This window comes from Arthrobacter sp. NPDC055585 (assembly GCF_053619115.1).
Genome location: NZ_JBSHIT010000006.1, coordinates 218284 through 242417, shown reverse-complemented (window position 1 = coordinate 242417; position 24134 = coordinate 218284). Strand labels below are relative to the sequence as shown.

The 24134-nt window shown below is 65.9% G+C and carries 17 protein-coding genes; 8 read left to right on the top strand and 9 right to left on the bottom strand.

The window, feature by feature from the left end:
• The first annotated feature begins 141 nt into the window (after positions 1 to 141).
• From ACWGQ2_RS12260 to ACWGQ2_RS12250, 3 genes are all read left to right on the top strand, one after another.
• Positions 142 to 1836: an ABC transporter substrate-binding protein gene (locus ACWGQ2_RS12260; protein ID WP_452017627.1), complete on the top strand. Its 1695-nt coding sequence runs from the start codon at positions 142 to 144 to the stop codon at positions 1834 to 1836.
• Positions 1837 to 1931: 95 nt separating this feature from the next.
• The gene (locus ACWGQ2_RS12255; RefSeq protein ID WP_452017625.1) at positions 1932 to 2936 is read left to right on the top strand and encodes an ABC transporter permease; all 1005 of its coding nucleotides are present in this window, start codon (positions 1932 to 1934) and stop codon (positions 2934 to 2936) included.
• Positions 2933 to 3874 (top strand): ABC transporter permease, encoded by a 942-nt coding sequence (locus ACWGQ2_RS12250; RefSeq protein ID WP_452017623.1) that lies wholly within the window; start codon positions 2933 to 2935, stop codon positions 3872 to 3874. The genes ACWGQ2_RS12255 and ACWGQ2_RS12250 overlap by 4 nt, the downstream gene beginning before the upstream one ends.
• 66 nt (positions 3875 to 3940) lie before the next feature.
• Here ACWGQ2_RS12250 and ACWGQ2_RS12245 read toward each other — a convergent pair whose 3' ends face one another.
• Positions 3941 to 5662 (bottom strand): ABC transporter ATP-binding protein, encoded by a 1722-nt coding sequence (locus tag ACWGQ2_RS12245; protein WP_452017621.1) that lies wholly within the window; start codon positions 5660 to 5662, stop codon positions 3941 to 3943.
• A gap of 133 nt (positions 5663 to 5795) precedes the next feature.
• Here ACWGQ2_RS12245 and ACWGQ2_RS12240 point away from each other — a divergent pair, with 133 nt between their 5' ends.
• The 5 genes from ACWGQ2_RS12240 to ACWGQ2_RS12220 all read left to right on the top strand — a co-directional run bounded on the left by ACWGQ2_RS12240 (position 5796) and on the right by ACWGQ2_RS12220 (position 14156).
• Positions 5796 to 7466, top strand: coding sequence for an ABC transporter substrate-binding protein (locus ACWGQ2_RS12240; RefSeq protein WP_452017619.1), 1671 nt, complete (start codon positions 5796 to 5798; stop codon positions 7464 to 7466).
• Between the two features lie 98 nt (positions 7467 to 7564).
• Positions 7565 to 9061, top strand: a complete 1497-nt coding sequence (locus tag ACWGQ2_RS12235) for a malate:quinone oxidoreductase (protein WP_452017617.1) — start codon at positions 7565 to 7567, stop codon at positions 9059 to 9061.
• Between the two features lie 152 nt (positions 9062 to 9213).
• On the top strand, positions 9214 to 12360 hold the full coding sequence (locus ACWGQ2_RS12230) for an efflux RND transporter permease subunit (RefSeq protein WP_452017615.1): 3147 nt from the start codon (positions 9214 to 9216) through the stop codon (positions 12358 to 12360).
• 187 nt (positions 12361 to 12547) lie between these two features.
• Complete coding sequence (locus ACWGQ2_RS12225) at positions 12548 to 13660, top strand: LLM class flavin-dependent oxidoreductase (RefSeq protein WP_452017613.1); 1113 nt, start codon at positions 12548 to 12550, stop codon at positions 13658 to 13660.
• A gap of 4 nt (positions 13661 to 13664) precedes the next feature.
• Positions 13665 to 14156 (top strand): MarR family winged helix-turn-helix transcriptional regulator, encoded by a 492-nt coding sequence (locus ACWGQ2_RS12220; protein WP_452017611.1) that lies wholly within the window; start codon positions 13665 to 13667, stop codon positions 14154 to 14156.
• On the opposite strand, the gene ACWGQ2_RS12215 is transcribed toward ACWGQ2_RS12220, so the two are convergent.
• The 8 genes from ACWGQ2_RS12215 to ACWGQ2_RS12180 all read right to left on the bottom strand — a co-directional run bounded on the left by ACWGQ2_RS12215 (position 14142) and on the right by ACWGQ2_RS12180 (position 23511).
• Positions 14142 to 15629 (bottom strand): MFS transporter, encoded by a 1488-nt coding sequence (locus tag ACWGQ2_RS12215; protein WP_452017609.1) that lies wholly within the window; start codon positions 15627 to 15629, stop codon positions 14142 to 14144. The two genes, ACWGQ2_RS12220 and ACWGQ2_RS12215, sit on opposite strands and share 15 nt — an antisense overlap.
• Entirely contained in the window at positions 15629 to 16993 is a 1365-nt protein-coding gene (locus tag ACWGQ2_RS12210) for a M20/M25/M40 family metallo-hydrolase (RefSeq protein ID WP_452017607.1), read from the bottom strand. The genes ACWGQ2_RS12215 and ACWGQ2_RS12210 overlap by 1 nt, the downstream gene beginning before the upstream one ends.
• Positions 16994 to 17042: 49 nt before the next feature.
• Positions 17043 to 18197: a cysteine desulfurase family protein gene (locus ACWGQ2_RS12205; RefSeq protein ID WP_452017605.1), complete on the bottom strand. Its 1155-nt coding sequence runs from the start codon at positions 18195 to 18197 to the stop codon at positions 17043 to 17045.
• A 13-nt stretch (positions 18198 to 18210) separates the two neighbouring features.
• Complete coding sequence (gene nadC / locus ACWGQ2_RS12200) at positions 18211 to 19158, bottom strand: carboxylating nicotinate-nucleotide diphosphorylase (RefSeq protein ID WP_452017603.1); 948 nt, start codon at positions 19156 to 19158, stop codon at positions 18211 to 18213.
• A 20-nt stretch (positions 19159 to 19178) separates the two neighbouring features.
• On the bottom strand, positions 19179 to 20870 hold the full coding sequence (locus ACWGQ2_RS12195) for an L-aspartate oxidase (protein WP_452017601.1): 1692 nt from the start codon (positions 20868 to 20870) through the stop codon (positions 19179 to 19181).
• Complete coding sequence (gene nadA / locus ACWGQ2_RS12190; RefSeq protein WP_452017599.1) at positions 20867 to 22174, bottom strand: quinolinate synthase NadA; 1308 nt, start codon at positions 22172 to 22174, stop codon at positions 20867 to 20869. The genes ACWGQ2_RS12195 and nadA overlap by 4 nt, the downstream gene beginning before the upstream one ends.
• A gap of 1 nt (position 22175) precedes the next feature.
• Complete coding sequence (locus tag ACWGQ2_RS12185) at positions 22176 to 22904, bottom strand: NUDIX hydrolase (RefSeq protein ID WP_452017597.1); 729 nt, start codon at positions 22902 to 22904, stop codon at positions 22176 to 22178.
• A 109-nt stretch (positions 22905 to 23013) separates the two neighbouring features.
• Entirely contained in the window at positions 23014 to 23511 is a 498-nt protein-coding gene (locus tag ACWGQ2_RS12180) for an Lrp/AsnC family transcriptional regulator (RefSeq protein ID WP_452017595.1), read from the bottom strand.
• Positions 23512 to 24134 lie beyond the last annotated feature (623 nt).

The window sequence follows — 24134 nt, the reverse complement described above, 5'->3', positions numbered from 1 at the left end:
GACCGGACAGGACACGGTTAGCGTCCCAAACCAGCCCGCCCGTGCCGCTAGGCTCTGGGACTACACGTGTGTTCCACAACACAATGGACGTTTCCGGCCAACCGGCGGGTAACGGACCTCACGCCCAGAGGAGATAGAAAAATGACCCTTGCTGGCAGATTCACTCTCAGCCGGCAGACCCGGCGACGGGCTGCCGCCCTAACCGCCGGACTGGCCATGAGCGCACTCGTGCTCTCAGGCTGCGCCGAAAGCAACCGGGACGCAGCAGACGACGGCGCAACAGCCTCCGAGGTTGACGGTACCTTCGTCTTTGCAGCGTCCTCGGACCCCAAGACCCTTGACCCCGCGTTCGCCTCCGACGGCGAGTCCTTCCGGGTCAGCCGCCAGATCTTTGAAGGCCTGGTGGGCGTGGAGCCCGGCACCGCGGATCCCGCACCGCTGCTGGCCAAGTCCTGGGAGACTTCCGAGGACGCCCTGACCTACACCTTCGATCTCGAAGAGGGCGTCACGTTCCACGACGGCACGCCGTTCAACGCCGAAGCCGTCTGCGCCAACTTCGACCGCTGGTACAACTTCACCGGCATCCAGCAGGCTGAAAGCCTTGCCTACTACTACAGCAAGCTGTTCAAGGGCTTCGCTGACAGCCCGGAGACCGCAACGTACGAGTCCTGCGAGGCTCCGGCCGAGAACCAGGCCGTGGTCACCCTGGCCAAGCCCTTCGCCGGCTTCATCGCCGCACTCTCGCTGCCGGCCTTCTCCATGCAGAGCCCGACGGCGATGGAAGAATACGCAGCCGACGAGGCGTCCGGCACCGCCGAGGCCCCCACACTGACCACCTACGCCAAGGAACACCCCACCGGCACCGGCCCCTTCAAATTCGAAGGCTGGGAGGTCGGCAACCAGATCACGCTGTCCGCCTACGAGGATTACTGGGGCGACCAGGGACAGGTCACGGACATCATCTTCCGTGTCATCGATGATCCCAACTCCCGCCGCCAGTCCCTGCAGTCCGGCGACATTGACGGTTACGACCTGGTGGCCCCGGCCGATACCCAGGCACTGGCCGACGCCGGGTTCAAGGTCATCCCGCGTGACCCCTTCACCATCCTTTACCTGGGCATGAACCAGAAGGTGGAACAGCTCGCTGATCCGCTGGTCCGCCAGGCCATCGCCCACGCCATCGACAAGGAAGCCCTGGTCAACCAGACCCTTCCCGAAGGCACCAAGGTTGCAACGCAGTTCATTCCCGACGTCGTCAACGGCTACAACGAGGACGTCACCACGTACGACTACGACCCCGAGAAGGCCAAGGAACTGCTGGCGGAAGCCGGCTACCCGGACGGCTTCACCGTGGACTTCAACTACCCGACCGGAGTCTCCCGCCCGTACATGCCGACTCCCGAGCAGGTGTTCTCGAACATCTCCGCACAGCTGGAGGAAGTGGGCATCAAGGTCAACCCGCAGCCGAGCAAGTGGTCCCCGGACTACCTCGACCGCGTCCAGGCCACTGAAGACCACGGCATCCACCTGCTGGGCTGGACCGGCGACTACAACGACACGGACAACTTCGTGGGCGTGTTCTTCGGCCAGGAGAAGCCGGAGTTCGGCTTCACCAACCAGGAGATCTTCGATCAGCTCGAAGCCGCCCGCCAGGTGAGCAGCCTGGAAGAGCAGACTCCGATGTACGAGAAGATCAACGACGACATCGCCAAGTACGTCCCGGCTGTGCCGCTGGCCCACCCGGCGCCGTCGCTTGCTTTCTCGGAGCGTGTGGATTCCTACCCGGCCTCCCCCGTGAACGACGAAGTCTTCAACCAGATCAAGCTCAACAAGTAGCGGCGAAACGGACCGGGATCCAGCTTGCGCTGGGTCCCGGTCCGTTCTGTCCTTACCTTTTCCGCAGCCGCACAACCGGCTGAGAAAGGACACTCGTGCTGCGAGTTATAGGCAAGCGCCTGTTAATGCTGATCCCGACCCTGATCGGCTTGTCCATCCTTTTGTTCATCTGGGTCCGCAGCCTCCCCGGCGGCCCGGCAACCGCCCTTCTGGGAGATAAGGCCACACCCGAGGCCATCGCCAGGATCAATGAGGCCTACGGTTTCGACCGCCCGCTCATCGAGCAGTACTTCACCTATGTGGGCAAACTCCTGCAGGGCGACTTCGGAGTCTCCACCGTCACCGGCCGCCCGGTCCTTGAAGAATTCGCCACCAGGTTCCCGGCCACCCTGGAACTCGCCGCCGTCGCCCTCATCTTCGCGATCGGCATCGGCATACCGCTGGGTTACCTGGCAGCCAGGCACTACGGCCGTTTCTGGGACCACTCCTCCGTGGTGCTGTCCCTGATCGGCATCACCGTTCCGGTGTTTTTCCTCGCCTTTATCCTGAAATGGCTCCTGGCCATCCAGATCCCGCTCTTCCCCACGGACGGGCGGCAGGACCCCAGGATCAACGCCACGCACGTCACGGACTTTTACGTGCTCGACGGATTACTGACCAGGGAATGGGACGCCTCCTGGGATGCCCTGATGCACCTGGTGCTTCCCGGTATTGCCCTGGGCACCATTCCGCTGGCCATCATCGTGCGCATCACCCGTGCCTCTGTCCTTGAGGTGCAGGGCGCGGACTATGTCCGCACCGCACGGGCCAAGGGCCTGATGGAACGCACCATCCGCAACCGTTTTGTCCTGCGCAACGCCATGCTTCCGGTCACGACGACGGTTGGCCTGCAGACCGGCCTGCTGATTTCCGGCGCGGTGCTGACCGAGACAGTCTTTGCCTTCAGCGGAGTGGGCCGGTTCCTCCGGGATGCCATCTTCAACCTGGACTACCCGGTGCTGCAGGGTTTCATCATCTTTATTGCCGTCGCGTATTCACTGATCAACCTGCTGGTTGACGTCTCGTACGGCTTCATCGACCCGAGGGTGAGGGTGCAATGAGTACAGTTCTTCCGCCGCCGCCAGGCGGCGCCGTCCGCCCCGACGAACCCTCCGCACCGGATACCCGCGGGAGCGGGATGTGGCGCGATGCCTTCCGCAGGCTCCGCCGCAATCCCGCCGCCATTGCCGGTGCCGTCATTGTGGGCCTGTTCCTGCTGGTCGCCGTCCTGGCCCCCATCCTTGCCCCGTACGGCGGCGAGGAACTGCCCGGACGCACAGAAATCACGCCCACGTCGATCCCGGGCCCCGGTGAAATCGACGGTTATCCGCTGGGTCTGGACCGGTTCGGCGGGGACGTTCTTTCCAAGCTCATCTGGGGAGCACAGGCTTCCCTGCTCATCGGTGTCATCTCCACCGCGCTGGGCCTGGCCGGCGGCATGCTGCTCGGCGTCATCGCCGGCGGTTTCGGCGGCTGGATCGACAACGTGATCATGCGGTTCGTGGACATCCTGCTCTCCGTACCGAACCTGCTGCTGGCAGTGAGCATCGCTGCGGTGCTGGGACAGACGCCTACGGCGGTGATGATCGCCATCGGGGTTTCCCAGGTGCCGATCTTCGCCCGGCTCCTGCGCTCCTCAATGATCAGCCAGCGCGGGGCGGACTATGTCCTCTCCGCACAGGCGCTGGGCCTGAGCACCCGGACCATCACCATGAGCCACCTGCTGCCCAACAGCGTCGGGCCCGTGATTGTCCAGGCCACCCTGACCCTGGCCACCGCCGTGATCGACGCCGCTGCCCTGTCCTTCCTGGGACTGGGCGGAGGACGCCCGGAAAGTGCCGAGTGGGGCCGCATGCTGACGTACGCGCAGAATGAGCTGGCCGTGGCACCGCAGCTGGCATTCCTCCCCGGCATCTGCATCGCCGTCACGGCCCTGGGCTTTACCCTGCTGGGTGAATCCCTGCGTGAAGCCCTGGATCCGAAAACCCGGCGCAAGTAGTCCGTTTAAGCAAAAGGGTCCGCTTCCCCGAATGGGAAGCGGACCCTTTCGTTTTTGGTACCTGGGTCAGGAAGCCATCTCATCCTGGATGTTCAGCTCGTTGCCCGGAATCGAGGCCAGCAGTTTGCGGGTGTAGGGGTGCCGCGGATTCTGGAAGACTTCCTCCGAGGTGGCAGCCTCAACCAGTTCCCCGTCCTTCATCACGCACACGTAGTCCGAGATGAGCCGGACCACGGCCAGGTCATGGCTGATGAAGAGGTAGCTCAGTCCCAGGTCCCGCTGCAGGTCTCCGAGCAGCTTCAGGATCTGCGCCTGCACCAGCACGTCCAGCGCGGACACCGGCTCGTCACAGATGATCAGCTCCGGCTTCAGGGCCAGCGCCCTGGCAATCGCGACACGCTGGCGCTGACCGCCGGAAAGCTCCGCGGGATACCGGCGCAGCATGGAGGCCGGCAGGGCCACCTGTTCCATCAGTTCGCGGACCCGCGCAGCACGCTCGGAACGGTTGCCCCGCTTGTAGGTCTTCAGCGGCTCCTCAAGGATCCGCTCGATGGTGAACATGGGATCCAGCGAGGAATACGGGTCCTGGAAAATGGGCTGTACCCGCTGGCGGAAATCGCTGAGGCTGCCCTTCTGCAGGGAGGCGATGTCCACGCCGTCGAACGTCATGGAACCGCTGGTCGGTTCAATCAGCTTCAGCAGCATGCGCGCCGTGGTGGTCTTCCCCGACCCGGACTCCCCCACGATCGCAACGGTGCGTCCCCGGGGAATCTCCAGGCTCACGTTCTTCACGGCATGGAAGTCCCCTGACTTCCCGCGGATCTTGTACACCTTGTTCAGGTCCCGGATTTCAACAATATTGTCCGGCGCCTTCTCCGCACCTGTTCCGTTCTCTGGGGCACCGGCGGACGACGGCGTGTCCTCCACTACGGAGAGCCGCTCGGCGGCGGGAGCAGCGAAGGCTCCGGGATGAAGCCGCACCGCGGCGACACTCGGGGCGGCGCTGACGAGGGACTGTGTGTAGGGGTGCTGCGGGTCCTCGAGGAGCTGGCGGGCCGGACCGGTTTCCACCACTTCGCCGCGGTGCATGACCACCAGGTCGGAGGCACGTTCGGCAGCGAGGCCCAGGTCGTGGGTGATAAGCAGGACCGAGGTGCCCAGCTCGTCCGTCATCCGGCCAATCTGGTCCAGAATGGTCCGCTGCACGGTGACGTCCAGGGCGCTGGTGGGTTCGTCAGCGATCAGCAGCCGCGGGCGGCACGCCAGGCCAATGGCGATCAGAGCACGCTGGCGCATACCGCCGGAAAACTCGTGCGGGTACTGCTTGGCCCGCTCCGCCGCGTCAGGCAGGCCGGCAGCCGTCAGCACCTCAATAACCTTGCGGTCCACATCCTTGGAGGTGGCCATGCCGTGCACCAGGAGGGTCTCCGCCACCTGGGTGCCGATCTTCGTTACCGGGTTCAGGTTGGACATTGGGTCCTGGGGCACCAGCCCGATTGACCGTCCGCGGATCGCGCGCATCTTCGACTCCGGCAGTCCCACCAGTTCCCGGCCGTCAAAGCGGATGCTGCCGGATGAGACTTTGCCGTTGCCGGGAAGCAGCCCGATCACCGCCATCGCCGTCGTGGATTTTCCGGATCCGGATTCGCCCACGATCGCCAGGGTTTTCCCGGCGCCGAGGCTGAATCCGGCCTTGCGTACCGCCTGCACGGGGCCGTCCATGGTCTGGAAGCCGACCGCGAGATCGGTCACTTCGAGCAGCGGAGATTCAGGGCTGGTTTCAGTCATTTCCATATCCTGCCTTACCAAAGCCCTGTTGTGAGGCAACTCTCACCCGCCTTTACCGGTTTTTTATCATTTAGACTAAGAAATCCACCGCCCAGGCCGGGATGGTGCGTGCCTCGAGGAGAACCCAGCAGCTGTGACTAATTCCGCCACGCGGCGCTCCGTGATCAAAGCTTCCGCCATTGCCGCCGCGCTCGCTCTGACCGGGTGCACCGCCGCGCGGCCGGAAGAAGAGGCCCCAAGCGGTTCACCCTCTGCCTCCGGTGCAGCCGGACCGGTTGCCGCCTTCACCTTCGCCACGGCGGCTCGTCCCACCGGACTTGACCCGTTCCTGGCCGTGGACACCGAATCACACCGCGTGACCCGCCAGATCCTGGAAACCCTGGTGGGCGTCGACCCCCTGACTTCTGCCCCGGTACCCGGACTCGCCGAGGAATGGAATGAATCCGAGGACGGCCGGACCTACGAATTCACCCTGCGCAGCGGAGTCACGTTCCACGACGGCACCGCCTTCAACGCCGAAGCCGTGTGCGCGAACTTTGACCGCTGGTACAACCTGCCCGAGTCGGCACGCGGCCCTGAGGTGCTGATGTTCAGCTCCGTCTTCAAGGGATTCGCAGACACTCCTGAACTGTCGGCGTTCAAGTCCTGCACCGCCGCAGATGAGTACACCGTGCGGCTGGAGCTCAACACCCGCCTGCCTGGCCTCGTTCCCGCCCTGGCATCTCCGGAATTCGCCATTTCATCTCCCCAGGCGCTGGAGAGCGGAAAAGCCGACAGCCTGGACCAGGAACGCAACGGAACGCGGCTTTCGGCCTACGGGCAGCAGCCCGTAGGAACCGGTCCCTTTATGTTCTCCAGCTGGGTGGAGGACGAGCTGACGCTGGTCTCCAACCCGGACTACTGGGGAGAGCGCGGCCAGATCCGCGATCTGGTGTTCCGCACCATTACCAGCCCCGAGTCCCGCCTGCGCGCCCTGAAGAACGGGGGGGTGGACGGCTATGACCTGGTGACCGTCTCCGATGTAGGGGAACTCGCCCGCGCCGGGATGCAGATCCTGCAGCGCGACCCGTATTCAATCCTCTACCTGGGCATCAACCAGAACTTCCCCGGCCTTGACGAGCCGAAGATGCGCCAGGCCATTGCCCACGCGATCGACAAGCCGGCCCTGCTGGAAGGCCTGTTCCTGAACGGCACCAAGGCTGCCAACCAGTTCCTTCCGGAGAAACTGGGCCTGCGCTCCGAGAACGTGACCAATTACGGCCACAACCCCGAGCGCGCGAAGGAGCTGCTGGAGGAAGCCGGATACGCCGGCGAGGAGCTGCCCTTCTATTACCCGCGCCGCGTCACCCGCGCTTACCTGCCCAACCCGGAAAAGGTTTACGCCGAGCTCAGCCGGCAGCTCACTGCAGCCGGCTTCAACATCCGGCCGGTACCGATGGAATGGTCAGAGGGCTACCTCGATGCTGTCTCCAAGAACGGAGACCGCGCCCTCCACCTGTCCGGCCTGTCGGGCAGCTACATGGATGCGGACAACTTCATAGGCACCCTGTTCGGTTCCTACACCGAGGAATTCGGCTACGACGACGCCCAGCTCTTCACCAAGGTGGACCGCGCGCGCACCCTGGCTGACGCCGAGGAACGGGCTGAGGCGTACAGGTCCATCTCCGACCGCATTTCCACCCGGGTTCCCGCCGTCCCGCTGGCTTTCCCGATCTCCACCCTCACGCTCTCGCCCCGGGTGACGCAGTACCCCACTTCCCCGGTCCTCAACGAGGTCTTCAACAACGTCCGCCTCGCGGACTAGCGTGTAACTGGCGGGAGCGGTGACAATCGCTGCCGAATTTTAGTAAGCACCACTGGGAGAGATAGGCTTCAAAGGCTAGCGTCCACGTGACTGGAGATATGAAGTTGACTGCTGAGAGCCCGGCGGAGAAGTCCGCAAACAGAACTGATGTACTGCTGATCGGCGGCGGCATCATGAGCGCGACCCTTGGGGCGTTCCTGAAGCAGCTGGCACCGGACTGGGACATTTCCCTCTATGAGCGGATGGACCGCGCCGGGACCGAGAGCTCCGACCCCTGGAACAACGCAGGCACCGGCCACGCAGCCCTGTGCGAGCTGAACTACAGCCCGGCCGGCCCGGACGGCACCGTTGATCCCGCCAAGGCTGTTGGCATCAACGAGCAGTTCCAGGTCTCGCGCCAGTTCTGGGCCCACCTGGTGGAACAGGGCCACATTTCCGGCGGTTTCATCAACCCGCTGCCCCACATGAGCTTCGTCTGGGGAGACGCACACTCCGAGTACCTGCGCAAGCGCTACGAAGCCCTCAGCGCCCAACCGCTGTTCAAGTCCATGGAGTTCTCCGAGGACCACAGCAAGATCGCCGAATGGGCTCCGCTGCTCATGAAGGGCCGCGATTCCGGCCAGCGGGTGGCTGCCTCCCGCGTTGCCGGCGGCACCGATGTGGACTTCGGCGCCCTCACCCGCGAACTGGTCAACTACCTCGGGGCCAACGGTGCGGAACTGAACTTCGGCCACGAAGTCACCAACCTGACCCGGAACTCCGGCGGCGGCTGGGACGTCACGGTCCGCAACCGCGCCACCAAGACTTCCCGGACCGTGTCGGCACGCTTCGTGTTCATTGGCGGCGGCGGCGGCGCACTGCATCTGCTGCAGCGTTCCGGCATCCCCGAGGGCAAGGGTTTCGGCGGCTTCCCCGTCTCCGGCCAGTTCCTTCGCTCCACCGACGAGTCGATCATCTCCGCCCACAACGCCAAGGTCTACGGCCAGGCTTCGGTTGGCGCCCCGCCCATGTCCGTGCCGCACCTGGACACCCGGTTCGTGGACGGCAAGAAGTCCCTGCTGTTCGGACCGTACGGCGGCTTCTCCCCCAAGTTCCTCAAGAACGGTTCCCTGACGGACCTGCCGTTCTCCGTGCGCCCGCACAACCTGGTGCCGATGCTCGCTGTTGCCAAGGACAACATGTCCCTGGTGAAGTACCTCGTCACCGAGGTCCTGAAGTCCCGCGAGGGCAAGACCAAGGCCCTGCGCGAGTTCTACCCCGAGGCCGTCACCGAGGGCTGGGACCTGATCACCGCCGGACAGCGCGTCCAGGTCATCAAGAAGGACCCGAAGAGCGGCGGCGTGCTGCAGTTCGGCACCGAACTCATCACCTCAGCGGACGGCACGGTCGGCGCACTGCTGGGCGCTTCCCCCGGAGCCTCCACCGCCCCGCCCATCATGATCAACCTGATGAAGCGCTGCTTCCCTGCCGAGTTCCCGGGCTGGGAAGCCAAGATCAAGGAAATGGTCCCCGGTTACGGCATCAAGCTCAACGAGAATGAGTCCCTGGCCGACGAGATCCTTGCCGAGACCAACCGGGTGCTGAAGCTGGCCTAGCCGCTGCTGCCCCGCCGGTGTCCCGGACTGCTGCCGCAGTCCGGGACACCGCTGTTTTAAACCCGTTCCGCACGGTGGAGGGCTGCCGCGGCGGACCGGAGGGACGTCCATGCGCACGTATGATGAATCCGTCTACAAATAAAGGCAGGTTCATGGATCGTCTGGCCAAACTCTCCCTCTCCAACCGGGCTCTTATTGCCCTCATCACAGTCTTTGTAGCGGTCTTCGGCGTCATCTCGCTGAACTCCCTCAAGCAGGAACTTATCCCTGCACTTGAATTCCCCCAGATCAGCGTGATCACGGCCCTTCCCGGGGCCTCCCCCGAGGTCGTGGATGCGCAAATCAGCGAGCCGCTTGAGGCTGCGCTGACTGCAGTCGAAGGGCTGGAGTCCTCCTCCGCGACGTCGCGGTCCTCGATCTCCGCCATCACCCTCACCTTCGCCTACGGGACGGATCTTGACCGTGCCCGCGGGCAGGTTGACCGGGCTATCTCCAACGCGCGCCAGACGCTCCCGGAGGACGCGAACCCGCAGTCACTGGCCGGCAGCATCAGTGACTTCCCGATCGTCTATCTGGCGGTCTCCAGTGATCAGTCACTCAGCGAGCTGAACTCCGAGCTGCAGCGCCTGACCGTTCCCCGGCTGCAGAAAATCGAGGGTGTGCGCACTGCCGAGGTGACCGGCGGTTCCCAGCGGCACATCGCGATTTCACCCGACCAGGCGGCCCTGGCCGCACTGGGCGCGTCGCCGTCGGCCATTGCCTCTGCCCTTGAAAACAGCGGCGCCCTGATCCCGGCCGGTACCGTCCAGGAGGAGAGCCGTACACTCTCCATCCAGGTGGGCAGCCCGCTGGACTCTATCGAGAAAATCACCGCGCTTCCCATAGAGGCCGAAGGCGCAGCTCCGGGAGCAGCCCCGCCGACGATCGGCGACGTCGCGACCGTCGAAGTAACCGACGACGAGCAGACCTCCATTACGCGCACCAACGGCGAAGCCACGCTTGCCATCTCCATCACCAAGACGCCGGCCGGTGACACGGTGGGCATCTCCCACGAAGTACTGGACCTGATCCCGTCCCTGCAGGATGAGCTGGGCAACGGCGCGAAGTTCACAGTGATCTTCGACCAGGCTCCGTTCATCGAGAAGTCGATTTCCGACCTCACCACTGAAGGCCTGCTGGGGCTTGGTTTTGCCGTTCTGGTGATCCTGGTGTTCCTGCTGTCGGTCCGCTCCACCCTGGTCACGGCTGTGTCCATTCCGCTCTCGCTGCTGGTGACCTTCATTGGCCTGCTGGCCTTCGGCTACTCGCTGAACATCCTGACCCTCGGTGCGCTGACCATCGCGATCGGCCGGGTGGTGGATGACTCCATTGTGGTGATCGAAAACATTAAGCGGCACCTCGGCTACGGCGAGGAGAAACGCACCGCCATCCTGACCGCCATCCGCGAAGTTGCCGGTGCCGTCACGGCCTCCACCCTGACCACCGTTGCCGTTTTTGCCCCCATTGCCCTGGTGGGCGGCCTCGCCGGAGAGCTGTTCCGCCCGTTTGCCGTCACCACGTCCCTGGCCCTGCTCGCCTCGCTTCTGGTGTCCCTGACGATCGTTCCGGTGCTCGCCTACTGGTTCCTGAAGTCCTCCAAACCCGTCAGCGATCCGGAGGCCTACCGTGCAGAGGCCGAAGCACGGGAAGAGAAAACCTTCCTGCAGCGCGGCTACCTGCCGGTCCTCCGCGGCACCCAGAACCATCCTGTCTTCACGCTGCTGGCCGGCGTCCTGATCCTGGGCGGAACGGCGGCCCTGACCCCGCTGCTGCAGACCAACCTGCTGGGCGATACCGGCCAGAACACGTTCAGCGTCCGCCAGGAGCTGCCGGCCGGCAGCTCCCTGGAGACAACCTCCGCTGCCGCCGAATCCGTTGAAGAGGTCCTGTCCGGAACCGAAGGCATCAAGGACGTCCAGGTCACCATGGGAACCTCCACGTCGGGTATCGCCGCGTTCACGGCAGGCGGCGCCTCCGTAGCCAATTTCACCGTCATCACCGAGCAGGATGTGGACCAGGTTGAGCTGCGGGACACCGTCCGCCGCGAACTCGAAGACCTGGGCGAGGATGCCGGGACCATTTCCCTGGGAACCCAGGGCGGCGGCTTCGGCACCTCCAACACCGTGGACATCGAGGTCTCCGCAGGCGACCCGGCGGAACTTCAGCCTGCCTCCGACGCCCTGGTCGCGGCCATGTCCGACCTTCCGGGAGTGGCGGAGGCAACCTCCAACCTCGCCGGTTCCGAGCCGGTGGTCGAGGTCAGCATTGACCGCGGCAAGGCCGTAGCCGCCGGACTGGACGAACAGCAGGTTGCCGGCATCCTGGCTTCCACCCTGAGCCCGCTTCCAGCCGGTACCGTGCGGCTGGGAACCGACGACCTTCCCGTGCTCATCGGCGAAGGCACCGAAGTCACCACCATTGAGCAGCTCGCCGGGATTGTGGTCCCCACGGCTGGCGGCCCGGTGCCGCTGAGTGACCTGGCCGTGGTGGAAGAAGTCCAGGTACCGACGTCTGTCACCTCCTCCGGCGGGGAACGCACCGCGCTCGTTTCGGTGACCCCGTCCGGTGACGACCTCGGCGGAGCCATTGCCGAAGTGCAGGCCGAGCTGGCCAACGTGGACCTGCCAACGTCGGTGACTGCGACTCTCAGCGGTGCCGCAACGCAGCAGAACGAGTCCTTTACCCAGCTGGGCTGGGCCCTGCTGGCGGCCATCGCGATCGTTTACGTGATTATGGTGGCCACCTTCAAGTCCCTGATCCAGCCGCTGATCCTTCTGGTATCGGTGCCGTTCGCCGCAACCGGCGCGATCATTGCGCTGCTCATCGCCAACGTTCCGCTGGGCCTGCCGTCCCTGGTTGGCCTGCTGATGCTGGTGGGCATTGTGGTGACCAACGCGATTGTGCTGATGGACCTCATCAACCAGTACCGCAGGCCGCACGGCGGCCAGCCGGGCATGAATGTCCGGGACGCGATCATCCGCGGCGCACGCCAGCGCCTGCGGCCGATCCTTATGACGGCACTGGCCACGATCCTGGCGCTCACGCCGATGGCACTCGGGGTGACCGGGGAAGGCGGCTTCATTTCGCGCCCGCTGGCGGTGGTCGTTATCGGCGGCCTGATCTCCTCCACGGCGCTGACCCTGGTCCTGGTTCCCGTGCTTTACCAGCTGATCGAAGGGCCCCGGGAACGCCGGGCGAAGGTCCGCGAAGATGCTGCCCGCGAGGAACGCGAACGCCTGCAGGCTGAGGCCGCCGGCTAATCCATCCACGGCCCGCACGGAGGCGCCGGTACCTGTCCAGGTGCCGGCGCCTCCGTTGTCAGGACCGACGCGGAGAAGGGAATGATTTTCAGGAGACACCTGTTGTAGACTCCCAGTAGATGCAATTGCATCTATCTTCCCGGGACGGCGAGCTGCTGCCGGGAAAGCGCTGCAACAGGAGGACACCATGCAGATCGGCGTATTCAGCGTCAGCGACATTACCCGTGACCCGGTTACCGGCCGGATGCCCACGGAAGGCGAACGCATCAAGGCTGCGGTCGCCATTGCCCGCAAGGTCGAAGAAATCGGCATGGACGTCTATGCCACCGGCGAGCACCACAATCCGCCGTTCTACGCGTCCTCCCCCACTACGCTGCTGGGCTACATCGCCGCCCAGACCGAACGCATCATTCTCTCCACAGCCACCACGCTGATCACCACCAATGACCCGGTGAAGATCGCCGAGGACTTCGCGATGCTGCAGCATCTCTCCGACGGGCGCACGGACCTGGTCCTGGGCCGGGGCAACACTGCCCCCGTTTACCCCTGGTTCGGCAAGAACCCGCAGGATTCAGTGGACCTCACGGTGGAGAACTACAACCTGCTGCGCCAGCTCTGGGACAAGGACACCGTGAACTGGCAGGGTAAGTTCCGCACTCCACTGCAGAACTTCACCGCCACACCGCGCCCGCTCGACGGCGTTGCCCCCTTTGTCTGGCACGGCTCCATCCGCACGCCGCAGGTCGCTGAGATTGCGGCGTACTTCGGTGACGGGTTCTTCGCCAACAACATCTTCTGGCCGAAGGAGCACTACATGCAGCTGATCGGCCTGTACCGCGAACGCTACGAGCACTACGGCCACGGCTCCGCGGACCAGGCAATCGTGGGTCTGGGCGGACAGTTCTTTATGCGCAAGTCCTCGCAGGACGCCGTGAACGAGTTCCGCCCCTACTTCGACAATGCCCCGGTCTACGGCCACGGCCCCTCCATGGAGGACTTCACCGCCCAGACCCCGCTGACGGTGGGCAGCCCGCAGGAGGTCCTGGAGAAAACCCTTACCTTCCAGGAGTACTTCGGCGACTACCAGCGCCAGCTGTTCCTCATCGACCATGCCGGCCTGCCGCTGAAGACCGTGCTGGAGCAGCTGGACCTCTTTGGCGAGTACGTACTGCCGGAGCTGCGCCGGGAACTGGATTCACGCCGTCCCGCCCATGTGCCGGACGGCCCCACCCACGCCGCACGCGTGGCGGCTCGCGAGGCATCCCTGTCCACCACAGTCCCCGCAACTTCAGTAGGCTAAAGCAATGAGCTCCGAGACCACCCAGCAGCCAACCACCGTCAAACAGACCGCTGAGGCCTGGGAATCACTCTTCCGGGCGCAGGTTGGCGTGATGCGCAGGCTGCAGCGCGATCCTGAGTTCAAGGAACTCACCATGCGCGAGTACGACGTACTGTTCAACCTCAGCCGCTGCCCCTCCGGCTGGACCCGGCTCAACGAGCTCAACGAACACCTGCTGATCAGCCAGCCGAGCCTCAGCCGGATGGTGGAGCGGCTTGAAAACAAAGGCCTGGTCCAGCGGCGTCCGGCCCGGAACGACCAGCGGGGCGTGGAGCTGTCTCTGACCGAGGAAGGCCGGGCCGTCCAGAAGCGCCTTGGCCGGATCCACGTCCGCGGCATCCACGACCTGCTCTCCCCTGCACTGGATCAGCAGGAACTGGCTCAGGTCAAGGAGCTGATGGACAAGCTCCTGTCCAGCCTTAGCTCGGAGACGGACGCCGGCCTACCGGGACGCTGAGTCCCCGGCGGCGGCGCCGTCGCTTCCCTCGATGCCGCTCTCCGGAAGCAGCGGCGGATCCGCGAATGCCAGTTTGGGTACCAGCAGCAGCGCACCCGCGGCAATGAACGCCGTTACCGAGCAGACCGACCATACGGTCAGATAACCGGACAGCGGGGCCGCCGCAGCCGCCCCTGCCACGTCGCCCAGCGACTGCCCGGCCGCGCTGAGCAGGGCAATGCCGAAGACCGCGGACGCGAAGGATCCGCCGATGGTCTTGGTGGTGTTCGTCAGGCCGGTGGCCATGCCTGTCCGGTTCAGCGGGGCCGCGGCAGCCGCTGCTGAGGGCAGGGCTGCGACCAGGGCGCCGGAACCCAGCCCGGCGATGACCATGTTGGTCAGGGTCTGCGTCAGTGAATCGTGGAACGGCAGGAACAATCCATACCCGATGCCCACCACCGCCGCCGCACCGGCCAGGGTGATCCGCGGCGTCGTCAGCCGTGCCGCCAGCGGGAAGAGCAGCGCCCCGGCGAGCACCGAGAGCACGTAGGCTCCGATGATCAGCGACACTGATCCGGCTTCCAGACCCAGTCCGTAGCCGTGCAGGTCCCTGTCGGTCCTGGCGAAGGTGGACATGGGTGCCTGGGCTCCCAGCACGGAGATGCCGAACAGTCCTGCCGTGAGCTGGACCGGCCACATGGTGGGCGCACAGAGCATCCGGATGTCCACCAGGGGTTCGGCAAGGCGCAGCTGGTAGCGCACAAAGGGAATGAACGCTGCCAGGCCGGCGGCCAGGACAGCCCACACCCACCAGGTGCCGGGTCCGTTGATGCGCAGGAACGTCAGCCCGGAGGTCAGCAGCAGCAGCCCCACCGCCAGCATGGCAAAGCCGCGGATGTCCAGGACACCCTGGGTCCGCAGGCCCGATTCCGGTACTCCGAACCAGATGGCGAAAATGCACAGCGTGGCCGCGGCAGCCGGAACCATCAGCGTCAGGCGGAGATCCCCGCCGAAAACCTCCACCAGCGCCCCGGCTGCGAGCGCCCCGGCTATGACGCCGAACTGCAGCCCACCCACCAGCACGCCGGCGGCCTTCCGGGTCAGCGCCGCCCGGTTAGGAGCGGACCCGGCGCGGGCAAAGATCAGGGCAACTTCCAGCGGCAGCCACACCACGTAGAAACCCTGCAGCGACCAGGCCACCAGGAACGTCCAGAAATCCGGTGCGAAGGCCACGCCCCAGGACGCTGCCGCAGTGAGGACCGTTGAGACCAGCAGGATGCGTTTGTGCCCGTAGATGTCGCCCAGCCGGGCGAGCAGGGGAACGGCGAGCGCACTGAACATCAGCTGCGCCGCCTCGAACCAGTTGACGTCGCCGTCGGCGATGCCCAGGTTCCGGGCAATGTCCGTGAGGATCGGCGTGTAGTACCCCTGCAGGATGCCGCTGGTGATTTCGACGAGCACCAGGAAAAGCACCACGGGGCCGAGCGCGCGCATCAGGGCACCAGGTTCTGCAGCAGGCGGCGGTAGAACTGGATGCCTTCTCCGAAGGTGGCGACGGAGAGTTTCTCATTGTCCGCGTGGATGGAGGCACGCGCTGCCCTGTCCATGCGGAACGGGGCAAAGCGGTAGACGGCGTCGCTGATCGCGGTGAAGCGGCGGGAGTCCGTGCCGCCAAGCATGATGTACGGCGCAGGGATGGCGTCCGGGAACACTTCCCGGATTGCCGCTTCCAGTGCGGCGAACTGGGCATTCGACGTCGATGAGACCGGCGACGGTTCGCTGCCTTCCACTACGCGCAGGGAGACCTTCCGGTCCCGGACGGTGCGGCGCATCCGCTGGAGCACAGAGGCGATGCTCTCCCCGGGCGCGATCCGCACGTTGGCGTTGGCGGTGGCACGGGTGGGAAGCACGTTGGAGGCCTTGGATCCCGCCAGCTGTGTAAGCGCCACGGTGGTGCGGGTCAGTGCGTTGGGTTCTCCGCCCAGGGCGCCGAAGATCCGGGTCAGCGGAAGCCGCAGGGAACCGGCGCGGGCGAACAGCGCCGCAGGCAGCGGGGACGCCCCGGCGGAGAGGCGGCTGAGCATTTCGATGGTGACCGGGTGCAGGGCGGCCGGGAAGGGCCGCCGGTCCAGACGTACGACGGCGCGGGCGAGCCGGGCGGCGGCGCCGAGCCGGTTTGGTGTGGAGGCGTGTCCGCCCGGGTCCTCCACCGAAAGTTCGACGTCAAGGATTCCCTTTTCGGAGACACCGATGACGGCGACCGGGGACTTCACGAAGGGGAAGGCCTGCCCGGCAACGGCGCCTCCTTCATCCAGTACCAGCCAGGGGCGGATGCCGCGTTCGCCCAGGAGCGCTGCTGCCTGTGCCGCCGTGTCTCCGGCGGTTTCCTCGTTGTCCCCAAAGGAGAGGTACACGGTGCGGGACGGAACGAACCCGTCCGCCAGCAGGGTTTCCACGGCTTCGAGAATCGCAGCCAGGGAACCTTTGTCATCCAGGGCTCCGCGGCCGTGGATGTATCCGCCGGCGAGGACTCCGGCGAAGGGCGGATGCTCCCAGGTGGACTCGTCCTGGACGGGAACCACATCGTAGTGGGCCATCAGCACCACCGGGTCGCTCTTCGGTTCCCGCCCTTGCCAGCGGAAGAGCAGTCCCCCGCCGACTTCCTCCAGCTCCAGCTGTTCGTGGACCGCCGGGAAGAGGACGGCGAGTTCAGCGCGGAAGCGGGCAAACTCGGCGTCGTCCACCTCGTCGGGAACGCGGGAGGAAACCGTGCGGCAGGTAATCAGCCGGGCCAGTTTGGGAGCCGCAGCTTCTCCCCTGTCCCGGGGCAGCGCTTCTGCCGGTGTGCTCGTGTACATGGCAGCAGTGTAGGGCTGCTATGTTACCGGCGGGTTTTGCGACGCGATGCTACGTACGGGATGACTGTGCCAGCGCGCGCACCCGCTCCACTGCACCGCTGAGGGCCCTGGCCGCCAGGGCAACCTCGTTCTCCCGTACCGCAGGCGTAAAGCTGAGCCGCACGGCGGTCTGTGCCGTTTCCCGGTCCACCCCCATGGCAGTGAGAACCGCCGAGGGCTCGTCTGATCCTGCCGCGCACGCAGACCCGGAGGAACACTGCACCCCCGCGCGTTCTGCTTCCAGCAGGACGGATTCGCCGCTGGTTCCGGGGAAGCAGAAGGATGCGAGGCCGGGCAGCCGTTCGGTGCGGTGGCCGGTCAGCACAGCTCCCGGCACGGACTGCAGAATCGAATCGATGAGGTAGTCGCGCAGCTTCACGGCACGCGGCACGGTCTGGGCGCGCTCCGAATCCGCGAGCTTCAGGGCGGTGGCTACAGCGACGGCACCTGCCACGTTTTCGGTTCCTGAGCGGCGGCCGCGTTCCTGGCCACCGCCGTGGACCAGGGGCTCCAGGGGCAGCACGCCGCGGACGTAGAGCAGTCCGCAGCCTTTGGGAGCCCCCAGCTTGTGTCCCGAAATACTCATGGCGTCGATGCCCGTTCCGGCCACGGAGACGGGCAGCCAGCCGGCGGCCTGCACTGCATCGGTATGGAACGGGATCCCGCGGCCCCGGCAGAGCTCAGCAATCTCCGTCACCGGCTGCAGGGTTCCCACCTCATTATTGGCCGTCATAACGGTGCACAGCGTGGTATCCGGCTTCAGCGATGCTTCGACGTCTGCCGAGTTGATCCGGCCGGTACCGTCCACCGGGACCAGCGTGATGCTGAAGCCGTGGAAGCGCTGCAGGTAGGCCAGGGATTGGAGCACGGCCGGGTGCTCGACGGCGCTGGAGACGATGTGCCGTCCCTGCGGTGAGGCCAGAGCGAGGCCCTTGATAGCCAGGTTGTCCGCTTCGGTACCGCCGGAGGTGAAGACGATGTCCCCGGGCCGGCAGTCCAGCACCTCCGCGGCCGTACGCCGGGCATAGTCCAGCGCACGGGCGGCCGTTTCGCCTGCGGTATGTGTGCTGGAGGGATTGCCGAAGTCGCTGGTGTACAGCGGCGCCAGCGCGGCCAGGACCTCGGGGCGGACCGGGGTGGTGGCAGCAGCATCAAAGTAGATCATGCGCGGGTTGCTCCTACTGGTTGGACAGCGAGGCGCGGACGTCCAGGCCAAGGTCCAGTGCACGGACACTGTGGGTCAGGACTCCGGCGGAAATGATGTCCACGCCGGTGGCGGCAATGGCAGCGACGGTATCCAGCCGCACGTTGCCGCTGGCCTCAGTCAGTGCCCGCCCGTTGACGGTCTCCACTCCGCGGCGCAGGTCCTCCACAGTGAAATTATCCAGCAGCACTGTATCCGCTCCGCCAGCGAGGACGGGCTCGATCTGGTCCAGGGAGTCCACTTCCACCTCAAAGTGCGTTGTGTGCGGGAGCTTGTTTCTGGCCTGGCGCAGTGCTGCGGCGAGGTCCAGCCCGGCGGCCGCCAGGATGGCCAGGTGGTTGTCCTTTGCCATGACCGCATCGGAGAGGGAGTAGCGGTGGTTGAATCCGCCGCCGCAGCGCACGGCGTAGCGTTCGAGTGCCCGCAGGCCCGGGGTGGTCTTGCGGGTATCTGCGATCCGGGCCCGGGTTCCCTCGGTTTCCGCCACGAACCGGGCTGTCAGGGTGGCGATCCCGGAGAGGCGCTGGGCAAGGTTCAGCGCCACCCGTTCGGCGCTGAGCACGGTCCGGGCGGGGCCGGTGATCTCAGCCAGGATGCCTCCGGCGTCGAACCGTTCTCCGTCCCGGACCAGCTGGATCACGGCGGTACCCGGCCCGGCCAGCCGGAAGGCGGCTTCGATCACCTGCTCGCCGCAGAAGATGCCCTCCTCCCGGGCAGTCAGGAACGCGGTGGCGGCGGCGTCCGCAGGAATCAGGGCGTGTGAGGTGAGGTCTCCCCACGGGGCGTCTTCTGCGAGCGCCGCAGAAACCACCTCATCCACCGCCGGCGCCGGCAGCGGCAGCGGTTCGGCTCCGGCGGTCTGCGGCAGTGGTTTGGGCGTACTGCCGGCCTCAGTGCGGGCGGGGAGCTGCATGCTGGTCATCGACAAGTTCCGTTCGTAGGTCAGGCGGGTTCGGAAAGCTGGGCTCCGGCGGCTCCGGGGGCCGCGGCGGCCACGGGTACCGGGGAGGTTGCTGCGGGCAGGCCATCGGATCGGAAGTGCGCACCGACCGAGCCACTGCGGCGGGACGCTGCGGCCACCAGCAGGTGCGCGCAGGTCAGCAGGTTGGCATCTTCCAGTGCGGTCCGGTCACCGGCGTCACCGGTCCAGGCGTCCGCTGGGCCCGCTGCGGTTTCGGCAGCAGTGTGGACGTCCAGGCGTGCGGCAGCCCGTCGCAGCCCCTTTCCGTCCCGCAGCACTCCGGCTTCCTCCCACATCAGCGCCTGCAAAGCGGCCCGGTCCAGCCGGGCCGGGGCGCCTGGGCCGGATACGGGCCGGGAAGCTGACGGCACAGCCTGCTCTCCCCCGGGTTCGGTACCGGGCTCGGCAGTGCGTTCAGGCGTACGGTCCGCTGCGATGCCTGTCCACAGTCCGGCCGGCGTCCCGGTGTCCCACGCCGCTGGCGCATCGGGCGCCGTGCTGGCTGCTGCTGCCCGGGCGCCGAAAACCAGTCCTTCCAGGAGGGAGTTTGAGGCGAGCCGGTTGGCGCCGTGGACTCCGGTGCATGCGGCTTCCCCCGCCGCGTAAAGACCGGGCAGGGAGGTGCGTCCGGCCAGGTCGGTGGCGATGCCGCCCATCCAGTAATGCGCGGCAGGGACCACTGGCAGCATTTCCTTCTCCCAGTCGTAGCCCCGCCCGGCGGTGGCGGCAGCCAGGCCGGGGAAGCGGCGGGCCAGGAATCCCGGTCCGCGGCGGCGGGCTACTACGGTGGCATCCAGCCACACCGTCTTCTCCCCCGTGGCCAGCAGATGATGCGCTATTGCACGGGAAACGGCGTCGCGCGGCGCCAGCTCGGCGTTCTGGTGGTACCGGGCCAGGAAACGCCCGCCGCGCGCGTCCCGCAGAACCGCGCCCTCTCCGCGCACTGCTTCGGAGATCAGCGGGTTGCCGGGCACCGCCAAAGAGGTGGGGTGGAACTGGAAGAATTCTTCGTCCGCAGTCCGGGCGCCGGCGCGGGCAGCCAGGGCGACGCCGTCGCCGGTGGCACCGGGAGGATTGGTGGTGTGGCGGTAGAGCTCCCCCGCGCCTCCCGTGGCCAAAATGACGGCGTCTGCCGGAAGCCTGCGCCCACGGCCCCCGGCCAGGAGGTCCAGTGCGGTGACTGCTCCCTCTGCGAGGACCAGCCGGACCGCGAAGGTGTCCTCCAGGACCGTGATCCGCGGGTGGTGCAGCACGGCCTCGATCAGTGCTTCGGCAATGCCTGCTCCAGTGGCGTCACCGCCTATGTGCAGGATGCGGCGGGCCGTGTGTGCAGCCTCCTGGCCGAGGGCCGGGTACCCGTCCGGGTTGGCGTCGAAGGCGGCGCCCAGGCGCTGCAGCCGTCTCAGGTGTGTTCCGGCCTCGCGGCAGAGAACTTCAGCTGCACGGCGGTTTCCTGCCCAGGCCCCGGCAGCCAGGGTGTCCCGGCAGTGCAGCTCCGCCGAGTCGCCCGGCGCCGCCGCTTCCTGGGACACGCCGGCAATCCCGCCCTGGGCATGCCACGTGTTGCTGTGCCGCAGCGTATCTTTGCACACCAGCACCACCTCAGCCGCCTCGGCAGCACACAGCGCGGCGTACAGTCCGGCAATTCCACTGCCGACGACGGCGATGCTCACGGCCGGACCGCCAGCATCCGTTCCAGTGCAGTGCGGGCCGCCTCGGCGGTGGCGGCGGGGACTGTGATCCGGTTGTGGACCTGGCCGGCCACGAGTCCCTCCAGTACCCAGGCAAGATAGCCCGGGTGGATGCGGTACATGGTGGAGCACGGGCAGATCACCGGATCGAGGCAGAAAATGGTGTGCTGCGGGTACTGTGCCGCCAACCGGTTCACCATGTTGATCTCGGTGCCGATGGCGAAGGTGCTTCCGGCCGGTGCTGCGGCGATGGCTTTCTGGATGTAGTCCGTGGATCCGGACTCGTCCGCAGCGTCCACCACCGGCATGGGGCATTCGGGATGCACGATCACCCGAACGCCGGGGTGTTCAGCACGAGCCTGTTCAATCTGCGCCACAGTGAAGCGCTTGTGGACCGAGCAGAAGCCGTTCCAAAGCAGAACCCTGGCTCCCTGCAGGGTTTCGGCGGTGTTCCCGCCCAGCGGCAGCCGCGGGTTCCACATGGGCATGGCTTCGGGCGGAATGCCCATGGCCTTGGCAGTATTGCGGCCCAGATGCTGGTCCGGGAAGAACAGCACCCGCTGCCCCCGCTCAAAGGCCCATTCCAGGACTGCGGCGGCGTTCGAGGACGTACAGACAATCCCGCCGTTTTCGCCGCAGAACGCTTTCAGCGCCGCGGAGGAGTTCATGTAGGTCACCGGAATAACCGGCTGCCGTCCGTGAGCGTCCGGGGACTCGCCGTACAGTGCGCAAAGCTGCTCCCAGCATTCGGCGACAGAGTCGGCGTCGGCCATGTCTGCCATGGAACATCCGGCTGCCAGGTTCGGCAGCACTACGGCCTGCTCGGGCCCGGAGAGCAGGTCCGCAGTCTCCGCCATAAAGTGCACGCCGCAGAACACGATTGCTTCGGCGTCCGGGCGGCTCTTCGCGGCACGGGCCAGCTGGAAGGAGTCCCCCACAAAGTCGGCGTGGCGCACCACCTCATCCCGCTGGTAGAAATGCCCCAGGATCACTACACGGTCTCCCAGAAGCGCTTTGGCCCTGGTGATCCGTTCTTCCAGCTCGGCGTCCGGCGCCTGGCGGTAGTCTGCGGGCAGCTTGCCCTGACGCGGGGTTCCGGCCGGCACCGCGTCCGCCAGGGAGGCGCCGGGGCCGTACCCGGGGGCGGCGTCGAAATCCCACGGACCGGCGGCAAGGCCAGGGGTGCAGGTGGTTGCTGTTGTCTGTTTGAGGGCTTCCTCGGGACCGGAAAGCAGGGCGATCCTGGTGGCTACGCTGCCGCCCGGGACCGGAATCGTTTCAGTCATGTCAGTGCTCCGTTGCTTCTCGTCGCTGGCTGGGGAATGAATTCTCCCGGGGATCCGGGCCGGTGTAGCGGTACAGCCGCGGGGGCCGGTGGCGGCCGCCCTGCAGATACTCGTCAGTGGGCTCGATGTGCACTGATGAGTGGAGCTGGCGGCGGAAGTTGGCCGGATCCAGGGCACGGCCCAGGACGGCCTCATAGACTTCCCGCACCTGCGCCAGAGTGAACGTGGAGCCCAGGAACGCGTAGGCAACGGTGCCGTACTCGAGCTTGTTGCGCAGGCGCCAGAGGGCGTACTCCACGATCTGGTTGTGGTCGAAGGCCAGGGTGCCTACCCGGTCGGCCCGGAACCAGGCGACGTTTTCATCCTGCCGTGCCAGTGCTGCCTCGTCGGGCTGCACGAGCGCCCAGTACACAATCGACACCACGCGCGGAGACGGAGACCTGTCCGGCCCGCCGAAGGCGTACAGCTGTTCCAGGTAACGCGGCGTCAGGGCAGTGGTTTCCTCCAGGTTCCGGGCGGCTGCGTCCTGGAGCGACTCGCTGGGCCGCAGCGGTCCGCCGGGCAGCGCCCACAGATCCAGGTAGGGCTGACGGATCCGGCGGACCAGCGGCAGCCACAGTGTCAGGCTCCCGGTGTCCGGGTCCGGGCGCAGGGCAAAGATTACGGTTGAAATAGCCAGCGACGGCGGTTCCTGCTCCCGCTCCGAAACGTTGGCGTATCTGGGGCTCATTCCTGCGTGCCTTCCCGGCCGGCAGCCGCTGGGGCCGGCCCGTTCCTAGTAAGAGTCAGCCTGACTCTAACTCAAGTCATGCGAAAAGCCGGCTTTTACCCGGCAAAAGTTACGCGCTCTTCTCCGGCTCCCCGGCGTCCGCACCCGCAGCGGCGTGCAGCAGGGGAAGCATGCGGCCCTCAAAATGGGTATTCAGCACAATCACGGAGGATGACCTCAGCACGGCCCCCGTGGCAACCATCGAGTCAATGACCCGCTGCAGATCCGAATTGGACCGTGCAGCAACCCGGGCAATGAGGTCACTTTCCCCGGAGACGGTGTGCGCTTCCTGGATTTCCGGAATCTCGGCCAAAGCAGCAACAACTGCGTCGTGCCCCATGTCCTGCCGGATCGTCAGAGAACAGTAGGCCGTGACCACGTAGCCCAGCGCGGCCGGATCCAGCCGGGGCCCCCACCCTGCTATGACACCGTTGCGCTGCATCCGGTCCAACCTGGCCTGGACGGTGGCGCGGGCAACTTTCAGCGTTCGTGACGCTTCCAGGACCGACATCCGCGGGTCGTCGGTAAACAGGGACACGATCCGGGCATCGAGCTGATCTGTTGCCATGGCAGCCTTTCCATGCAGGAAATCCGGGCAGAACCGGGCAGCTGCCCGGAACAGGGCCTGCTGGTGCCGCCCCTGAGGGAACTTTAGCGGCAGCGGCGCTTCTGCCGCACTGCGCCACGCACGGAAAAGCCGGCATCCCGCCACCAATTCCCGAGCAGTCCTGATACAAGGAATTGCAGATTAAAAACAACAAGGGCACACAGCGAACCATTCGGGAAATGACATACAGTAAGCCGCTTTTTTCTTCGGAAGAAATTCCGGTCCGGGGTCTATGGTTTATTTCCGCTTCCCCGGGAAGCCCGCCAAACAATACTGGAAGAATTACGGAGGAGGCAGCCCGGTTCACCTACGGAGCCAACCAGGCATCACAACCGTTTAGGCAGGCGCTCCACGGAGCGCCTGCCTGCCCAGTCACTGAACCCCTAGGGGGTTACTGACCCTTGCGCTTGCGGGGAGCCGGCTCCTCTGAAGCAGACTTGGCCCGCTTCTCCGCGCGCTTCTCCTTGATGGACTTACCTGGTTTCTTGGCGTTTCCGGACAATGTGCCCTCCTCAGCGACGTGCAGGCGGCAGTGGACTTTTCTCAGGCCGCCTAACTTTTATCCACTTTGGGAAATCCGGTTT